Origin of the sequence: Bradyrhizobium sp., from assembly GCF_030693485.1 — a bacterium.
Classification (GTDB): Bacteria; Pseudomonadota; Alphaproteobacteria; order Rhizobiales; family Xanthobacteraceae; genus Bradyrhizobium.
In genome coordinates this window covers 1-17,733 of sequence record NZ_JAUYAN010000325.1, presented here as the reverse complement: position 1 = coordinate 17,733, position 17,733 = coordinate 1, and the positions used below count along the sequence as shown (strand labels likewise).

15 protein-coding genes and 1 pseudogene are annotated in these 17,733 nt (G+C 64.7%); 12 read left to right on the top strand and 4 right to left on the bottom strand.

The genetic code is table 11. The features are described 5' to 3' along the window. Positions 1-2 precede the first annotated feature (2 nt). Complete coding sequence (locus Q8N40_RS23530; protein WP_305713500.1) at positions 3-827, bottom strand: helix-turn-helix domain-containing protein; 825 nt, start codon at positions 825-827, stop codon at positions 3-5. Between the two features lie 158 nt (positions 828-985). Here Q8N40_RS23530 and Q8N40_RS23525 point away from each other — a divergent pair, with 158 nt between their 5' ends. Together Q8N40_RS23525 and Q8N40_RS23520 are read left to right on the top strand one after the other, a co-directional pair. After that, positions 986-2,266: a flavin-dependent oxidoreductase gene (locus Q8N40_RS23525; protein ID WP_305713499.1), complete on the top strand. Its 1,281-nt coding sequence runs from the start codon at positions 986-988 to the stop codon at positions 2,264-2,266. Between the two features lie 60 nt (positions 2,267-2,326). Continuing rightward, the gene (locus Q8N40_RS23520) at positions 2,327-2,596 is read left to right on the top strand and encodes a DUF2798 domain-containing protein (protein WP_305322196.1); all 270 of its coding nucleotides are present in this window, start codon (positions 2,327-2,329) and stop codon (positions 2,594-2,596) included. On the opposite strand, the gene Q8N40_RS23515 is transcribed toward Q8N40_RS23520, so the two are convergent. After that, a complete protein-coding gene (locus Q8N40_RS23515; RefSeq protein WP_305322197.1) occupies positions 2,597-3,718 on the bottom strand; it encodes an A/G-specific adenine glycosylase in 1,122 nt (373 codons plus the stop codon). 170 nt (positions 3,719-3,888) lie between these two features. On the opposite strand from Q8N40_RS23515, the gene Q8N40_RS23510 reads away from it, so the two are divergent. The 9 genes from Q8N40_RS23510 (at position 3,889) to Q8N40_RS23470 (ending at position 14,359) form a co-directional block, all read left to right on the top strand. After that, positions 3,889-4,377 carry a DUF721 domain-containing protein gene (locus Q8N40_RS23510; protein WP_305713498.1) on the top strand — a complete coding sequence of 163 codons (489 nt, stop codon included), beginning with the start codon at positions 3,889-3,891 and terminating at the stop codon, positions 4,375-4,377. Positions 4,378-4,490: 113 nt separating this feature from the next. Beyond that, a complete protein-coding gene (locus Q8N40_RS23505) occupies positions 4,491-5,147 on the top strand; it encodes a DsbA family protein (protein WP_305322199.1) in 657 nt (218 codons plus the stop codon). A gap of 333 nt (positions 5,148-5,480) precedes the next feature. Next, a complete protein-coding gene (gene smc / locus Q8N40_RS23500; RefSeq protein ID WP_305713497.1) occupies positions 5,481-8,945 on the top strand; it encodes a chromosome segregation protein SMC in 3,465 nt (1,154 codons plus the stop codon). 158 nt (positions 8,946-9,103) lie between these two features. Continuing rightward, entirely contained in the window at positions 9,104-10,096 is a 993-nt protein-coding gene (locus Q8N40_RS23495) for a small ribosomal subunit Rsm22 family protein (protein WP_305713496.1), read from the top strand. A gap of 72 nt (positions 10,097-10,168) precedes the next feature. Beyond that, positions 10,169-10,549 carry a hypothetical protein gene (locus tag Q8N40_RS23490; protein WP_305322099.1) on the top strand — a complete coding sequence of 127 codons (381 nt, stop codon included), beginning with the start codon at positions 10,169-10,171 and terminating at the stop codon, positions 10,547-10,549. A 215-nt stretch (positions 10,550-10,764) separates the two neighbouring features. Beyond that, positions 10,765-11,325 carry a LemA family protein gene (locus Q8N40_RS23485; RefSeq protein WP_305713495.1) on the top strand — a complete coding sequence of 187 codons (561 nt, stop codon included), beginning with the start codon at positions 10,765-10,767 and terminating at the stop codon, positions 11,323-11,325. 136 nt (positions 11,326-11,461) lie between these two features. Then, a complete protein-coding gene (locus Q8N40_RS23480; protein WP_305713494.1) occupies positions 11,462-12,625 on the top strand; it encodes a M48 family metallopeptidase in 1,164 nt (387 codons plus the stop codon). Between the two features lie 244 nt (positions 12,626-12,869). Then, entirely contained in the window at positions 12,870-13,631 is a 762-nt protein-coding gene (locus Q8N40_RS23475) for a hypothetical protein (protein WP_305713493.1), read from the top strand. Positions 13,632-13,690: 59 nt separating this feature from the next. Beyond that, entirely contained in the window at positions 13,691-14,359 is a 669-nt protein-coding gene (locus Q8N40_RS23470) for a hypothetical protein (RefSeq protein ID WP_305318502.1), read from the top strand. A 56-nt stretch (positions 14,360-14,415) separates the two neighbouring features. Here Q8N40_RS23470 and Q8N40_RS23465 read toward each other — a convergent pair whose 3' ends face one another. Beyond that, the gene (locus tag Q8N40_RS23465; RefSeq protein WP_305713492.1) at positions 14,416-14,955 is read right to left on the bottom strand and encodes an adenine phosphoribosyltransferase; all 540 of its coding nucleotides are present in this window, start codon (positions 14,953-14,955) and stop codon (positions 14,416-14,418) included. A gap of 126 nt (positions 14,956-15,081) precedes the next feature. Beyond that, complete coding sequence (locus tag Q8N40_RS23460; protein ID WP_305713491.1) at positions 15,082-17,247, bottom strand: anthranilate synthase component I; 2,166 nt, start codon at positions 17,245-17,247, stop codon at positions 15,082-15,084. A gap of 327 nt (positions 17,248-17,574) precedes the next feature. On the opposite strand from Q8N40_RS23460, the pseudogene Q8N40_RS26765 reads away from it, so the two are divergent. Continuing rightward, positions 17,575-17,733, top strand: a pseudogene (locus Q8N40_RS26765) (biphenyl 2,3-dioxygenase); the annotation flags it as partial.

Genomic DNA, 17,733 nt, shown 5'->3' with positions numbered 1-17,733 from the left:
GGTCAGAGTGCCAGTTCGCGCGCCTTCTCGGCGGTCGCGGTGTCCGCCGGATAAAAGCATTCGATTTTCAGTTTCTGCAACGCGGCGTCGGTCGGCATTGCGAGCGTCGTAAAGGTGGAAAAGAAGGCGAGACGGAAGTCGTCCTTCTGAAGCTGCATCGTCATGACCGGAGACGATCCCGCCGGATTGCGCGGCAACCGCCATTCGGCCGGCAAGCCGGGATACGCCATGATTTCGTCGAGCAGATGCGCCGCAACGGAGCCGCCTTGCGCGACTTCGCGATGCAGGATCTGGATCATCTGCCCGGCGAATTCGTCCCAGTTTACGATGAACTGGCGCAGGCCCCCGGGGTGGAAAACAACATGCATGGCGTTATCGGCGAGGCCGGCTTCCATGTCGTAGGCCTGGCGGAACGGCTTGAACAGGCGCGCCGAGGCCTGGTTGCGGATGCGCACGTCCCAGCGCCCGTCGATGACGATTCCGGGATACGGCTCCTGCTGGCGAAGAATGAAATCCAGCGCCTGGCGGACATGCTGCAGATTATCGGCCGCCAGTCCCTGCTCGCCATAGGGCGGCACGAAGCCTGCGGCGACGTGCAGCGCATTACGTTCCTCGAGCGGCAGATCGAGCGCGCTGCCGAGCAACTGCACCATCTCGCGGCTCGGCTGCGCGCGGCCGGTTTCCAGAAAGCACACATGCCTCGCGGAAACATTGGCATCGCCAGCCAACTCGATCTGGGTGAGACGGCGCACATTGCGCCAGTGCTTCAGCAGAGTGCTGAAATGCCCTGTCGCAAGGTCGTGCGAGACGGAGTTCTGCGAGTTCATGACGGCCAGCCTAGGCTTCCCGATCAGAAGATCAATTACCTCCGACGTAAGTCGCGATACGAAGCCCCAGGTCGGCGGCAGGGTATTCGCAGGCAACCTTTCGCAGTTGCCCCCTTCCGCCTCCCATGTCATGACGCCCCCGGAAACGGGGGCGGATCATGACCGTACTTATCGCCGGCGGCGGCATCGGTGGGCTGACGCTGGCGCTCAGCCTGCACCAGATCGGCATTGCCGCCAAAGTGTTCGAGAGCGTACCTGCGCTGAAACCGCTCGGCGTCGGCATTAACGTGCTGCCGCATGCGGTGCGCGAACTGATCGAACTCGGCCTGCTCGACCAGCTCGATGCATCAGGCGTGCGCACAAGGGAACTGGCGTTTTTTTCCAAGTACGGCAAGCCGATCTGGAGCGAACCGCGTGGCATCGAGGCCGGCTACAGATGGCCGCAATTTTCGATCCATCGCGGCACGCTGCAGCAGATCCTGCTCGATGCTGTGATCGAACGGCTGGGCCCCGAGAGCATCCTCACTAGCCACCACCTTGCGGGCTGGACTGAGACCCCGGCCGGCGTGCGCGCCGATTTCATCGACAGGGCCACCGGCCAGCCGGCCGGTAGTCATGACGGCACGGTGCTAATCGCGGCCGACGGCATTCACTCCGCCATCCGCGAAAAGCTCTATCCTGGGGAAGGCCCGCCGATCTGGAACGGACGGATTCTCTGGCGCGGCATCACCGCATCGGACGCGTTCCTGTCGGGCCGCACGATGATCATGGCCGGCCATGAAATCCTGAAATTCGTCTGCTATCCGATCTCGAAGCAACCCGACGCATCGGGCAAGTTCCAGGTCAACTGGGTTGCCGAGCGGCATATGCCGCCGACCTATCAATGGCGGCGGGAGGATTACAACCGCAGCGCCAGGCTGGACGAGTTCCTGCCGTGGTTCGAGGACTGGAAGTTCGACTGGCTCGACGTGCCCGGCCTGATCCGCAATTGCCCGCACGCCTACGAATATCCGCTGGTCGACCGCGATCCCGTTTCGCAATGGACCTTCGGCCTCACCACCCTGATCGGCGACGCCGCGCATCCGATGTACCCGATCGGCTCGAACGGCGCCTCGCAGGCCATCCTCGATGCCCGCGTCCTCACCCGCGAGATCCTGGCGCATGGCCCGACCCATGCCGCGCTGACCGCCTATGAGGCCGAGCGCCGGCCCGCCACCACCGATCTGGTTCTGCTCAACCGGCGCAACGGACCGGAACAGGTGATGCAGATCGTCGAGGAACGCGCGCCCGAGGGTTACAACGTGGTCACCGACGTGTTGTCGCTGCAGGAGCTGGAAGACATCGCCGCCAACTACAAGCGCGTCGCCGGCTTTCAGGTCGAAGGCCTCAACGCCAAGCCGCCGATCGTGCAGATGCCGGCAGGGATGCGGGCCGGTTAGTACCGAGTGAGGCCGCGAGTCGCCTGCTGCCATGCTTCTAGTAACTTCAAGGGTAACTTCATGACCAGCCTTCCCGATCCGCGTCCGCGCGGAAAATTACCCGCGCGCTATGCGGCGATCGTGCTGCCGTTCATCCTGTCGCTGCTGATGACCTTCGTCATTTCAGGAGTTTCGACGCTGATGAGCCTCGGAGCGACGCCCGCTTTCGTCTCGACCTGGCCGGCCGCATGGGCCTTGTCATGGGTTGTCGCGTTTCCGACCCTGGTCGCACTGCTGCCGCTGGTGCGGCGGATCGTGGCGCTCGTCGTCGAACCGCCACCGCCAAAATAATTACTTGCCTAACCCATGCGCGATCACCTTGCGCATGACGTTGGGCAGCGCCTCGTCGCCAAGCGTGGCCACCGGCACCCAGCGCATGCCCTCCGGGGCACGGGCGCGCGCCGGAACGCTCGCGATATAGACCGCCAGTTCGAGCGGGAAATGCGTGAATACGTGAGTGATGACACCCGCCTTGCGATGCCAGCGCGCGACGCCCTTCAGCGCCGGCGCCTGCTGCAGCGCCGACTGATCGTCCTGCGCAGCGAGCCAGTCCGAACCCGGCACTTCGGTCATGCCGCCGAGCAGGCCTTTTTCGGGGCGGCTGCGCACCAACAGCTGATCGCCGCGGGTGACGACGAAGGCCGCGCCGCGGCGCAACGCGCCTGACTTCTTAGGCGCCTTGCGCGGATAGCTCTCCTGCTCGCCGCGCAAGCGCGCCACGCAATCGTCGTTCAGAGGACACAGCGCGCAGGCCGGCTTCTTCGGCGTGCAGATCGAGGAACCCAGATCCATCAGCGCCTGTGCGCTATCGCCGGCACGAGACTCCTCGTCGCCTGCGCGAGAATTGTTTTCGCTCGCGCCGAGCAGCGTCGCCGCCAGTTGCTGGATCAGCGGCTTGGCCTGCGGTAGCGACACTTCCACCGCGAACAGCCGCGACACCACGCGCTCGATATTGCCATCGACCGGCATGGTGCGGCGGCCGAACGCAATCGCCGCGATCGCCGCAGCCGTATAGGGCCCGATCCCCGGCAGCGATCGCAATCCCTCCTCGGTATCGGGAAAAATACCGCCATGATCGCGCAGCACCGCCACCGCGCAGGCATGCAGATTGCGGGCGCGGGAATAATAGCCGAGCCCGGCCCACATCCGCAGCACATCGTCGAGCGAGGCGCGGCCGAGCGCATCGACCCCGGGCCAGCGCGCCAGGAATTTTTCGAAATACGGCCCGACGGTCTTGACGCCGGTCTGCTGCAGCATGATTTCCGACAACCACACCCGATAGGGATCGGCCCACTCCCCCGCCGGCGGCCGCCACGGCAGCTTGCGGCGATGGCGGTCGTACCAGGCGAGCAACAGCGCGGGGCGCGCGGCGCCAGAGGTTACCTTTTTCTTGGCGAGGGCCGGAGCGGTCATGAAACCACTGTAGTTGCGAAGCGCCAATCTCTCCATGTCATGCCCGCGCTTGTCCCGGACATCCACGTTTTTCTTTTCGCAACGACTTAAGTCGTGGATGGCCGGGACAAGCCCGGCCATGACGGTTGAGGGAGTTCGGCACACACCATGCGAAGTGCTATAAGGTCGCCATGGCACGCTTTTCAAAACCCGGCCCGATCAGCGCCAAGCCGTTGTCCGTCCTGCTCGGCGACGTGTTTTCCGATGCCTATGCCAAACAGGGGTTCGCCGCGCGCGAGTTGGTGACGCGCTGGGAAGAAATCGCAGGACCTGAAGTCGCCGCGCATTCCCAGCCCCTGAAAATCCAGTGGCCGCGGCCGGTGGAGGGGCAGCCGCAGGAGCCGGCTACCCTGGTGCTGCGGGTCGAAGGGCCGATGGCGCTGGAGATCCAGCACGCCTCCGACGTGATCTTGCAGCGGGTCAACCGCTTCTTCGGCTGGAGCGCGGTCGGCCGGCTGGCGCTGCGGCAGGCCCCGCTGTCGCGGCGGGACCGGCCGGCGGCCTCCCGCGCGCCGGACCCCGGCGAGGTGGCGAAGGTCGCCGAAACCCTGTCTGGCGTAGAGGACGAGGAACTGCGGGCGGCGCTGGCGCGACTCGGTGCGTCGATCAAGCGAAATTGAGGCTGCCGCGGGGGCCCGGAGTGGCGGCGCGCCATTGCCACAATTATCGTTTCAAGCTAGCCAACAGTTTCCTATGTCTTCGGGCGTGAACGCGCCAATCCGGGAGCAAACCCTTGATCATCACGCGCCGAGCCTTCACCACCGCCCTGTCGCTGACCGGGCTCAGCCTGCTTGTCGGGTTCTCTCCGCTGCGCCTGATCGACGGCGCGATGGCGCAGAGCGCATCCGACGTCGCCAAGCCCGGGTCTATGCCGGACATGGCGCTCGGTCCCGCCACTTCCCCGGTGACGATCACCGAATACGCGTCGATGACCTGCGGGCATTGCGCGAACTTCCACGAAACCGTGTTTCCGAAGATCAAGTCGGAATACATCGACAGCGGCAAGATCCGTTGGATTTTCCGCGAATTCCCGCTCGACATCAAGGCCGCGGCAGGCTCGATGCTGGCGCGCTGCATCGCCAAGGACGATGCCGGCAAATATTTTGCCGTTATCGACATGCTGTTCAAGCAGCAGACCGACTGGGTGAGCAAGAACACCACCGAGACCCTGATGCGGATCGGCAAGCAGGCCGGGCTGAGCCAGCAGGCGGTCGAGGACTGCCTGAAGGATCAGGCGCTGCTCGACAAGATCGCCGCCGACCAGAAGTTCGCCAGCGAGGTGCTGAAGGTCAGTTCGACGCCGAGCTTTTTCATCAATGGCGAGATGGTCAAGGGCGCTACCTCGTTCGAGGAATTCGACAAGCGCATCAAGGCGCTGCTGAAGAGCTGAGCGGTCCTTGTCGCCCCGGCGAACGCCGGGGCCCACACCGCGTGATCTCGCGTTTTGGCGAAATATCAGAAACCTTTTTTCACAACTGACGCCCGGGATTATGGGTCCGGCGTTCGCCGGGACGACACCGAGAGTACCTCCTCATAACGGCTCTCAACCCACCACAAATCCCTTGGGAAAAGCCCGGGGCGGCGGTTGCCCTCCGGCCCCGGCCTCGCCATTGTCGCGGTGCATAAGGGTTGCCCGAGCGCGACTCAGCCACACACCGACATTGCCTTCTATGGTACTGTCCCGGCAGGGAGATTCGCGTCCTGCCAACAGAGAATCGCGTCCATGAAACTGACCCGTCTTCGCCTCCACGGTTTCAAATCATTCGTCGAACCCACCGACTTCATGATCGAGCCGGGTCTGACCGGCGTGGTGGGACCGAACGGCTGCGGCAAGTCCAACCTGGTCGAGGCGCTGCGCTGGGCGATGGGCGAAACCTCGCACAAATCGTTGCGCGCCGCCGATATGGACGCGGTGATCTTCGCCGGCTCCGGCACCCGTCCATCGCGTAACCATGCCGAAGTGGTGATGACGATCGACAATTCCGACCGCTCGGCGCCGGCGGCGGTGAACGACCGCGAAATCCTGGAAATCTCGCGCCGGATCGAGCGCGAGGCGGGCTCGGTCTACCGCATCAACGGCCGCGACGTGCGCGCCCGCGACGTTCAGATTCTGTTTGCCGACGCCGCCACCGGCGCGCGTTCGCCGGCGCTGGTTCACCAGGGCAAGATCGGCGAGATCATTCAGGCCAAGCCGGAACAACGCCGCCGCGTGCTGGAAGACGCCGCCGGCGTCGCCGGGCTGCATGCCCGCCGCCATGAGGCCGAACTGCGCCTTCGGGCGGCCGAGACCAACCTCACCCGCGTAGAGGATGTGGTCGGACAACTGGCCGGGCAGATCGACGGGTTGAAGAAGCAGGCGCGCCAGGCGATCCGCTACCGCGAGGTCGCGGCCAAGGTGCGCAAGGCCGAGGCCATGCTGTTCCATCTGCGCTGGCTGGAAGCCAATGCCGACGTCTCGGAAGGCGCCCATACCCACGACCTCGCCGTTCGCGAGATGGCCGAGCGCACCCGCGAACAGGCCGAAGCCGCCCGCATCCAGGCGATCCGCGCCTCCGAACTGCCGGCCCTGCGCGAGGCGGAAGCCCGCGCCGCGGCCGGGCTGCAGCGGCTCACCAATGCGCGTGAAACACTCGACCGCGAGGAAGAGCGCGCCAAGGAGCGCGTCTCCGAACTCGACCGCCGGCTGATGCAGTTTTCCGCCGATATCATGCGCGAGCAGCAGCAGACATCGGACGCCGAGGTGGCGCTGCAGCGGCTCGACAGCGAAGACGCCGAACTGAAGGAAGAGATCAAGTCGCGCGTCGAAAAGCGCAGCGGCGTCGATGAACGGGTCTCCGAGGCCGAGGTGACGCTGGCATCGGCCGAACGGCTGTTCGCCGAACTGACCACCGTGCTCGCCGACCTCACCGCAAGGCGCAATCAGCTCGAAGGCAATGTGCGGACCCATCGCGACCGGCTGGCGCGGCTCGATCAGGAAATCGCCAACGTCGCCAGCGAGGAGCAGAAGCTGGCGCAGGAAACCAGCGGGTTCGGCGACCTCACGGAACTCGCAGGGATCATGGAGACCGCCCAGCTGAGCCTCGCGGAATCCGAAGCCATGGCGCAGGCCAACGAGGCCGGTCATGTCGATGCGCGCGCCAGGCTGGAAACCGCCCGCACACCGCTGAACGAGGCCGACAAGCGGGTGCAGCGGCTCGAAACCGAAGCGCGCACCATCTCGAAACTGGTCAACAGCGAAACCAAGAACCTGTGGCCCCCGATCATCGACGGCGTCACCGTCGCCAAGGGCTACGAAAAGGCGATCGGCGCGGCGCTCGGCGACGATCTCGACGCGCCGGTCGACCCCTCGGCGCCGATGCGCTGGACCAATTCCGGCGTCACCGAGGGCGATCCCGCACTGCCCGAGGGCGTTGAGCCGCTCGCCGCCCATGTCGATGCGCCGCCCGAACTGGCGCGCCGCCTCGCCCAGATCGGCGTGGTGTCGAAAGAGCGTGGCGCGGATCTGGTGTCGCAGTTGAAGACCGGCCAGCGGCTGGTATCGCCGGAAGGCGACGTCTGGCGCTGGGACGGTTTTGTCGCGGCAGCCCATGCGCCAACGGGTGCTGCACGGCGGCTCGCCGAGCGTGCCCGGCTGGTCGATATCGAGAACGAACTCGAGCAGGCCCGAATCGACGCCTCCGCCCGGCGCCAGGCGCTGGAAACCGCCGAGGCCGCGTTGAAGGCAGCGTCATCGGCCGAGGGCTCGGCCCGCGAAGCCTGGCGCGCCGCCCAGCGCGAGGCCGATGCCGCGCGCGAGCGCCATGCCGCGACTGAGCGCGAAATCAACCGCCATGCCGCGCGAAAATCGGCGCTGACCGAAGCGCACAGCCGCCTCAACGCCGACCGCGCCGAGGCCGAAAGCGCGCATGAATACGCTGCCGCTGCGCTGGAAGAATTGCCGCCCAGCCTCGATACCGAGACGCGACTCGCCGCCGTTCGCAGCGACATCGAGGGTCACCGCCGCTTCGCGGCCCAGGTGCGTGCCGAAGCCCAGGCGCTAGCGCGCGAGGCCGAACTCGCCGACCGCCGCCTGCAGGCCATCATCGCCGAACGCAACCAGTGGCAGGAGCGCAAGGCCGGTGCGGCCTCGCATATCTCCACCATCGAAGCCCGCATCACCGAGGTCACCGCCGAGCGCGCCGAGCTCGACAATGCCCCGGCGCTGTTCGCGGAAAAGCGCCGCGCCATCATCAGCGAGATCGAAGCGGCCGAATCCGGCCGCCAGGTCGCCGCCGACGCGCTCGCCACAGCCGAGAATTTGATGGCGGAAACCGATCGCGCGGCGAAGATTTCGCTGGAGGCGCTGTCGAGCGCACGCGAGGCGACCGCCCGCGCCGAGGAGCGGATGGAAGGCGCACGCCGCCGCCTCGCCGACATCGAGCGCGAAATCCACGACATGCTGGAGGTCGAGCCGCACGCCGTGGCGGGCCTCGCCGAGATCGAGCCGGGCGCCGAGCTGCCGCCGCTCAACGAGATCGAGGAAAGCCTCGAAAAGCTGCGCCGCGACCGCGAGCGGCTCGGCGCGGTCAATCTGCGCGCCGAGGAAGAGCTGCGCGAGGTCGAAGCCCAGCATACTTCGCTGACCACCGAGCGCGACGACCTGGTCGAGGCCATCAAGCGGCTGCGCCAGGGTATCCAGAGCCTCAACCGCGAGGCGCGCGAGCGGCTGTTGACCTCGTTCGAAATCGTCAACGGCCATTTCAAGCGGCTGTTCGCCGAACTGTTCGGCGGCGGCGAAGCCGCCCTGCATCTGATCGAGAGCGACGATCCGCTGGAAGCCGGGCTCGAAATCATCGCCAAGCCGCCCGGCAAGAAGCCGCAGACGCTGTCGCTGCTGTCAGGCGGCGAGCAGGCGCTGACCGCGCTGGCGCTGATCTTCGCGGTGTTCCTCACCAACCCCTCGCCGATCTGCGTGCTGGACGAAGTTGACGCGCCGCTCGACGACCACAATGTGGAGCGGTTCTGCAACCTGCTGAACGAGATGACCTCGTCGACCGATACCCGCTTCATCATCATTACCCACAACCCGATCACGATGGCGCGGATGAACCGGCTGTACGGCGTCACAATGGCCGAGCGCGGCGTGTCGCAGCTGGTGTCCGTCGATCTCGAAGACGCCGTAAAGATTCTCGATCAGCACGTGGCGTGATCGCCCTTCCTTCTCCCCTTGTGGGAGAAGGTGATCCTCGCGAAGCGCGGATCGGATGAGGGGTCTCTATCCGCGTAGACCGACTCCTCACCCGTCACGAACCCGCGACGCGCCTACGTGCCACCCTCTCCCACAAGGGGAGAGGGAAAGAAGACAGAATGACCGCTCCCGACCTTCCCATCGAGCTGAAAGCCGCGCTCGACGCCAGGCTGCACGGCCTGTCGCGCAGCGACGCCGCCGGGCGCGCGGCTATCATTTCGCAGACCTACCGCGACGGCGGCGGCTCCGGCGCGATCAGGTCCGAGGCGGATGCGCTCGCCTATGCGCTGGCGCGGATGCCGGCGACCTATGCCGCGGTGACGGCGAGCCTGAATGCGCTCCGCGAAATCGACCCGGGCTTCGCGCCCAAAAGCCTGCTCGATGTCGGCGCCGGACCGGGCACCGCGAGTTGGGCTGCAGCCGAGACGTTTTCGTCGCTGAAAAGTTTTGCGCTGCTCGATGCCAACAGCGCCTTGCGCGCGCTGGCGCTGGAGCTCGGCCGCGGCAGCAGTCGCCTGCGCGAATTGAACTACCGGCGCGGCGAAGCCCGCGCCGCGCTGGCCGATGCCGAGGCGGCCGACTTCGTGGTGGCGAGCTACATGATCGGGGAAATCAGCGAGGGCGAACGAAGCGCACTCGCCGGGCTGATGTGGGCCAAGACGCGCGGCACGCTGCTCGTGGTCGAGCCCGGCACGCCGGCGGGCTATGCGAGGATCATGGCGCTTCGGCAACAACTGATCGCGTCGGGCGCGCATGTCACGGCACCCTGCCCGCACGACGGCCAATGCCCGCTGGCAGCACCCGACTGGTGTCATTTCACCCAGCGCCTGCCGCGCTCCCGCGCGCATAAACAACTCAAATCCGCTGAACTTCCCTACGAGGACGAAAAATTTTCTTACGTGGCGCTGACGCGCGCGCCAATCGCACGGAATCCCGCCCGCGTGCTGGCGCAACCCGTCATTACCAAGGTCGCCGTGACCGCCAAACTCTGTACAGATCACGGCGTTATGAGCACCATCGCGCCGCGCCGCGACAAGCTGGCCTATGCGCGCTTCAGAAAATACAACTGGGGTGACGCCGTGTTTGCGGCCGGCCCGACGTCCGCGGAATAATTCTCGGGCTCGGGCGTTTGTCTTAGTGACGCATCCGCGTCCTCATCACGCTTCATCAGGAGTACAGCTGCAATGTCCAGGACATTCGCCGCAATCGCGGCTTTGACTTTCATCCTCGCATCATCGGCGGTATCGGCGCAGACGCTGAAGACGGCGGATACGCCGAAGGGCAAGACGTTCGTCGACGCCAAGGGAATGACGCTTTATACCTTCGACAAGGACGTCGGCGGAAAGTCGATGTGCAATGGCCCCTGCGCCGAGAACTGGCCGCCGCTCGCGGCCGCCGACGACGCCAAGCCAACCGCCGACTTGACCATCGTGGTCCGCGACGACGGCAAGAAGATGTGGGCTTACAAGGGCAAGCCGCTCTACACCTTCAAGAAAGACATGGCCGCCGGCGATACCAATGGCGACGGCTTCCTGAACGGCGCCTGGCACATGGCGAAGCCGTAACCCTGGATTGGGGGGTGCCCCGGATGCGGCGCTTCGCCGAAGAGGCGTTGCACCGCGCCCGGGACACCCAGCCGTCGTATGCCCGGCCGGGTTCTTCCTTGAACTTACCCTGCATCTGCAATGACCAACCGAGGTGGCCTTCCTATCGGGCCGCAGACGTGCGCCAATCTTTCCTCTAGGCTGCGCGCCGGTCGTCTCATCAGGAGTTATGGATCATGTCATCGGGCTGGATCGTTCTCGGCGTCATCGTCATTCTCGTTTTCTTCGCGTTCGCCGCGTATAACCGCCTGGTGGCGCTCAGCCAGCGCGTCGGCCAGGCCTTTGCCGACATCGATGTGCAGCTCAAGCAGCGCCACGATCTGATCCCGAACCTGATCGAGACCGTGAAGGGCTATGCCAGCCACGAACGCGGCACGCTCGACGACGTCATCAAGGCCCGTAACTCCGCAATGTCGGCGCAGGGCCCGGGACAGATCGCGGCCGCCGAGAACCAGCTGAGCGGCGCGCTGGGCCGGTTGATCGCGCTGTCGGAGGCCTATCCCGACCTCAAGGCCAACGCCAACTTTCAGCAGCTGTCGAGCGAATTGTCCGACCTCGAGAACAAGATCGCGGCCGCCCGCCGCTTCTTCAACAACGCGGTCCAGGAATACAACACCGGCATCCAGCAGATGCCCGCGGCCCTGTTCGCCGGCACGTTCGGCTTCACAGCCAAGGAGTTCTTCGATCTCGGCGCCAGCAGGACCGAGGTCGAGGCGGTGCCTACGGTCAAGTTCTGATGCAGAGCTCCTGTCAGTCCGGGACGATGCGCAGCATCGAACTACGATGTGCAATTGCACATCGGAGAATCTCGAGGTTCCGGGTCTGGTCCTTCGGACCATCCCGGAATGACGGCCTCTAGTGGGATAGCGCAGCATGGCCGCCTACGGTCTTTACACGCACATCGCATCGAACAGGCTGCGGTCGATGCTGCTGCTTGCCGGGCTGTTCCTGCTGATCTACGTGCTGGTCTATGCCGGCGCGCTGCTGGCGGAAGTCGCCTTGAACAGCAACCGGTCGGTCAACGACTACCTCATGCTGGCGGCGCGCGACCTGGTGAAGGCGTTTCCCTATGCGACCGCTGCCGCGGCGCTGTGGATCGTGATCGCCTATTTCTTCCACCAGAACATGATCGATGCCGTCACCGGCGGCGAGGACGTGACGCGGAAGCAGCAGCCCCGGCTCTATAACCTGCTGGAAAACCTCTGCGTCTCCCGCGGCATTCCGATGCCGAAGCTGAAGATCATGGAGAGCGATGCGCGCAACGCGTTCGCCAGCGGGCTGAACCAGCGGCAGTATGCCGTCACCGTCACGACCGGCCTGTTGAAGGCGCTTGATGATCAGGAACTCGAGGCGGTGCTCGGCCACGAGCTCACCCACATCCGCAACGGCGACGTGCAACTGATGGTGACCGCGGTCATCATCGCCGGCGTGGTCGGCTTCTTCGGCGAGCTGTTCTTCCGGATGTTCACCAACCTGAGCTGGAATTCCTCCGGCAGCTCATCGTCGTCGAGGTCGTCCTCGTCTTCCTCCTCGGACAGCAAAAGCAAGGGCGGCGGCGGCGCCATCATTGTCGTCATCCTCGCAGTGGTGCTGATCCTGCTGGCCTGGCTGCTGTCGCAAGTCGTGAAACTGGCGCTGTCCCGCTCGCGCGAATTGCTCGCCGACGCCGGATCGGTCGAATTGACCAAGAATCCCGACGCCATGATCTCGGCGCTGCGCAAGATCGAGAACCGCGGCGAGCTTCCCGGCGCCACCTCGGCGGTGATGGAATTGTGCATCGACAACCCGCGCGAGGGTTTTGCCGACCTGTTCGCCACCCATCCCTCGGTGGAGTCCCGGGTGCAGGCGCTTGTGAAATATGCCGGCGGACGCGATTCCGGGCGGCTGGCGTTGCCGTCGGATACCCGGCATGCGCCTGACGACGGCCAGCCGGAACAGCCTGAAACCACCGACCAGGTCCCGCCGCCGGTCCCTGCCGCACCCTGGAGCGATGGCCCGGTCCGTACGGTGCGCGGTCCCTGGGGCCGGCGCAACTGAGTCCGTTGCTGGCCGAATCGACCTCCACGCGTTAAAGACACCGCCAGGATTAAGCTTAACGGCCGTCTAATTCGTTGAATTCTCCCTTGTTTCTGCCATGTTCGCGCCCAAAGCAGGGGACGGGGACGTCTCGGCCGCTTTGCGATCGGGGACGAGGCACGATCCTGAGCCGATTCCGCCAACAGACGGTTCGGTTTGCTCTAGGATCATGCCCGCAGCAAGAAATGGCGCGTAAGGGAAATTCATGACGACGAAGCCGGTAGTGATCGTGGTGGGCGCGGACAAGGGCGGGGTCGGCAAGACCACGGTGTCTCGGACCCTGCTGGATTATTTCAGCGCCAACAACATCCCCACCCGGGCGTTCGACACGGAATCACCGCGCGGCACCCTGATGCGCTTCCACCCCGATATCACCGAGATCGTCGACATGACGACGACCTCGGACCAGATGAAGATCTTCGATACGCTGAATGCGGCGAGCCCCTCCGTCACCGTGATCGACGTCCGCGCCGGACTGTTGTCGCCGGCGCTGGCCTCGCTGCGCGACATCGGTTTTCTCGATGCCGCCAAGTCCGGCCAGATCACCTTTGCCGTGTTCCACATCCTCGGCCCGTCGATCGCCTCGCTGGACGAAATCGCCCAGACCGCCAACTTCATGCAGGGCGCCAAGTATTTCCTGGTGAAGAACTTCATCAACGATACCCAGTTCTTCCAGTGGGACCAGGCGACCTACAATTCCTATTTCCACCGCATCAAGGACGCCACCGAGCTCACCATCCCCAAGCTCAATGAAATGGCCTACGAGCAGGTCGAGGTCTCCTCGGTGCCGTTCCTCAAATTCGTCGCCAACAAGGGCGTCAATGACGAGGCCGCGAACTATTCGTTCGTGTTGCGCGGCTATGTCCGGCACTGGCTGGCCAATGTCTGGAGCGAGTTCGACCGCATCAAGCTGACCGACCTGGTCGGAAGCTCCGGCAAATCGCCCAAGAGCAGCGGCGAAAAATAGTTGCGCATACGACTGCTATTTGGCTGGATTGGGCGCCGAATTCGCCTGATATAGCGCCAATGGCACGCACGCCCGTCTTCATCATCTGCTCGCCCCGCCCGCTGGTCGGCAAGACGCTGATCGCGCGGCTGTTGACCGAATTCCTGCTGCTGAAGCACGGCACGGTCGCGGCCTTCGACATCAATCTGAAAGAGCCGTCGCTGCTGGATTTTTTGCCCAGGGTGACCGAGACCGCGGACGTCATCGACACCTTCGGCAAAATGCAGCTGATGGACCGCCTGATCGTCAATGACGGGGTCGGCAAGGTGATCGACCTCGGTTTTCACGCCTTCGACGAGTTCTTCAAGATGACCGGGGAAATCGGCTTCATGAAAGAGGCGGCGCGGCGCGGCGTCTCGCCGCTGATCCTGTTCGTCGCCGATACCGACCGCGTCTCGGCGCGCGCCTTTCCGATGCTGCAGCAGCAGATTCCGCCGGCCGCCCTGGTCACCATCGACAACGAACATATCGTCCGCGGCGAACTGCCGCCGGCCTTCGCCCGCGGCCGGGTGCTGCGCATCGCGGCCCTGCCGGTGTTCCTGAAGACCTATATCGACCGGCTGAGCTTCTCGTTCACCGGCTATTTGCGCGACGAGAAGGATTCATCGACCGAACTGCATCAATGGATCCGCGAAAATTACTTCAGCTTCCGCGAACTGGAGCTGAATTTGATGCTGCAGGGGTCGTGATCTCGTCGCCCCGGACGAGCGAGCCTTCGTCGCCCGGACGGGAAGACGAGAGATTCTCAATGCCCCTCGAACGCCATCAGCGTTCGTACCGGCACACCCATCGCCCTAATCTTCGCCGCACCCCCGAGATCCGGCAGGTCGATGATGAAGCAGGCTGCGACCACGTCGGCGCCGATCTGACGCAGCAGTTTAACGGCGCCCTCCGCGGTGCCGCCGGTGGCGATCAAATCATCGACCACGATCACCCGCTCGCCCGGCTTGATGGCGTCGGCGTGCATTTCCATCTCGTCGATTCCGTTTTCCAGCGAATAGGCGATCCGCACCGTGGTCTGCGGCAGCTTGCCCTTCTTGCGGATCGGCACGAAGCCGGCCGAGACCTGATGCGCTACCGCGCCGCCGATGATGAAGCCGCGCGCCTCGATGCCGGCGACCTTGTCGATCTTGGAACCGGCCCAGGGATCGACCAGTTGATCGACCGCGCGGCGAAACGCGCGGGGGTCACCGAGCAGCGTGGTGATGTCGCGAAACAGGATGCCCGGCTTGGGGTAATCCGGAATGGTGCGGACGGTGGCCTTCAGATCATGTTCGAAAGTCATCGGGTCTCTCTTCTCTATCTCTTCGTCATTCCGGGGCGCGCGACAGCGCGAACCCGGAATCTCCTGCAAACAATCTCTGGATTCCGGGTTCGCTCGTTTCACTCGCGCCCCGGAACGACGACATGCTCAACTAACCGGCACCCCCAGCCGGAACGCGTTCTCCACGATGCGCAGGCCAACTTCGCCGCCGAGCGACATCAACGATTCCGGATGAAACTGCACGCCGCCGACCGGCAAGGTCTTGTGCTCGATCGCCATCGCCACGCCGTCCTCGGTACTCGCGGTTACGCTGAGTACGTCGGGCATGCTGTCGCGCTCGACATAGAGCGAATGATAGCGGCCGATCACGATTTCATTGGGCAGATTCTGCATCAGCCTGCCGCCCCGCACCTGAACCCGCGACGGCCGGCCATGCGCGGGCTGGCCGAGCTGGCCGAGCTGGCCGCCAAAATACTCGCCGATCGCCTGTACGCCGAGGCAGACGCCGAAGATCGGCAGCTTCCTGCCGAGCGCGGTATCGATGGTTTTTGAAATGGCAAAATCCTCGGGCCGGCCCGGACCCGGCGACAGCACCAGCAGATCGTAGGAATTCTGCTTCAGCATCTGCTGGGCGTGGATGTGCCGCACCACCGTAACGGTGGCGCCGACCTGCCGGAAATAATCCGCCAGCATGTGCACAAAGCTGTCGTCGTGGTCGATCAGCAGCACCCGCTTGCCCGAGCCCGTGGCATCGGGCGCGATGCTGGACAGCGGTTTTGCGGGATCGCCGCGCAGCGCCTGGAACAGTGCCGCGGCCTTGACCTGGCATTCGCGATCTTCAGCTGCGGGGTCGGAGTCGAACAGGCAGGTGGCGCCGACCCTCACCTCGGCGAGGCCGTCCTTCATCCTGATGGTGCGGATGGTCAGTCCCGTATTGATGCTGCCATCGAAATTCACCGCGCCGATCGCGCCGGCATACCAGCGCCGCGACGAGCGCTCATTGTCCTCGACGAACTGCATCGCCCACAATTTCGGCGCACCGGTCACCGTCACCGCCCAGGCATGGGTCAGGAACGCATCGAGCGAGTCGAAGCCCGGCCGCAGAATGCCTTCGACATGATCCACGGTGTGAAACAGTTTCGAGTAGGTCTCGATCTGCCGCCGCGCCAGAACTTTTATGGTCCCGGGTACGCAGACCCGCGCCTTGTCGTTGCGGTCGACGTCGGTGCACATGTTGAGTTCGAATTCATCCTTCTCCGAATTCAGCAATTGCCGGATCTGCTCGGCATCGCCGATCGCGTCGACGCCGCGCGCGATGGTGCCTGAGATCGGACAGGTCTCGACCCGCCGGCCGTCGGAGCGCACGAACATTTCAGGCGACGCCGCCACCAGGAACTCGCCCTCGCCGAGATTCATCAGCGCACCATAGGGCGACGGGTTGATCCGGCACAGCCGCTGGAACACTTCCGCCGGCGAGCGCTCGCAGGGCTCGGCGAACAACTGGCCCGGCACCGCCTCGAACAGATCGCCGCGCGCGAAGGCGGCCCGCGCCTTTTCGACAGTGGCCTGGTATTCGCCGGCCGCGTGATCAGCAAATCCCTGCCGCGGCGTCTGGGCATAACCGCTCTCGGCGGTTTCGCGCGGCAGGCCTTCGGTGGATCGGCCGTTCCAGGCGAAGTCGTAGCTCAGCACCACCCCGCGCCCGGTGGCGCGGTCATAGGCCAGCAGGCGATCCGGCACGTACAGCACGATGTCGCGCTGGTCGGCCTCGCGCGCCCGTTTCTGCACGAGGTCCTCGATCTGGAACACGAGGTCATAGGCGAAGGCGCCGAACAGGCCGAGCAGGGGATCGTCATTGGCGCCGAGGGCGGCGACGAGGTCGCGCACCAGCGACATCACACTGGCGCGGCGGGTGCGCTGGTCCTCATCGACCGGGGCCGCACCGCGCACGATATGGCCCTTGAGCCGGGTGGCGCTTTTTTCGGTAATGACCACGCAAGGCTCGCGTAGCACATCGCCGAGAAATGCGATCAGCACCTCGCCGCGTGCGTTCAGCGCCTGCAGCGAAAAAACGGACCCCGTGGTCTGCAGCCACAGCGGCGGATCGGAGAAGCCAAGATCGAAACTCTCGTAGCGGCCAGGCACCGTGGTGCCCGACGACAGCACCACGCCACGTCGGCGATCGAGCAACTCGATAAGGTCATCGAGACGCTTGGCGTCGCCGGTGAATTGCTCGACGTTCCGCGTCACCGCCAACCCGCCACGGGTGAGGTATTCGCTGTGGTCCGGCAGGGAGAAGGCTGTCCTGTTCATGTCATCCTCTTACGAAACTTAGCGAGGGAGCGCCATGCAGGACAAACAAAAGGGCCGTCGCACTGCGATGACGGCCTCTGACGACTTGGGAAAATGAAATCGCACCGGCCACCTCTCAGGAGGTGCGCCACCAAGGACGGCTATCGCGGACGACGGTGTTCATGGCGGCTAGACACCATGCCGGAGCTGAAACGTCAAGAGAGGCTGCGGCAAGCCACGGGCGGTTTCGGGCCGATCTTTCGGTGTCGAAAGCCCGAGAATATGCGTAGGATTTGAGCAAGCCCGGGTGAAACCGGCGATCTGAAGTTGCGAAAAGACGGAGGCACGATGCCGATACAGGCGCTCGGTTATGCCGGATTCGGATCCACCGCGCTGGACGATTGGCGGCAGTTCGGTACCGGCCTGGTCGGCCTGCAGGCGGTGGAGCGCGGCAACTCCCTGCTCGCGTTCCGGATGGACGACCGCAAGCAGCGCATCGTCATCGAC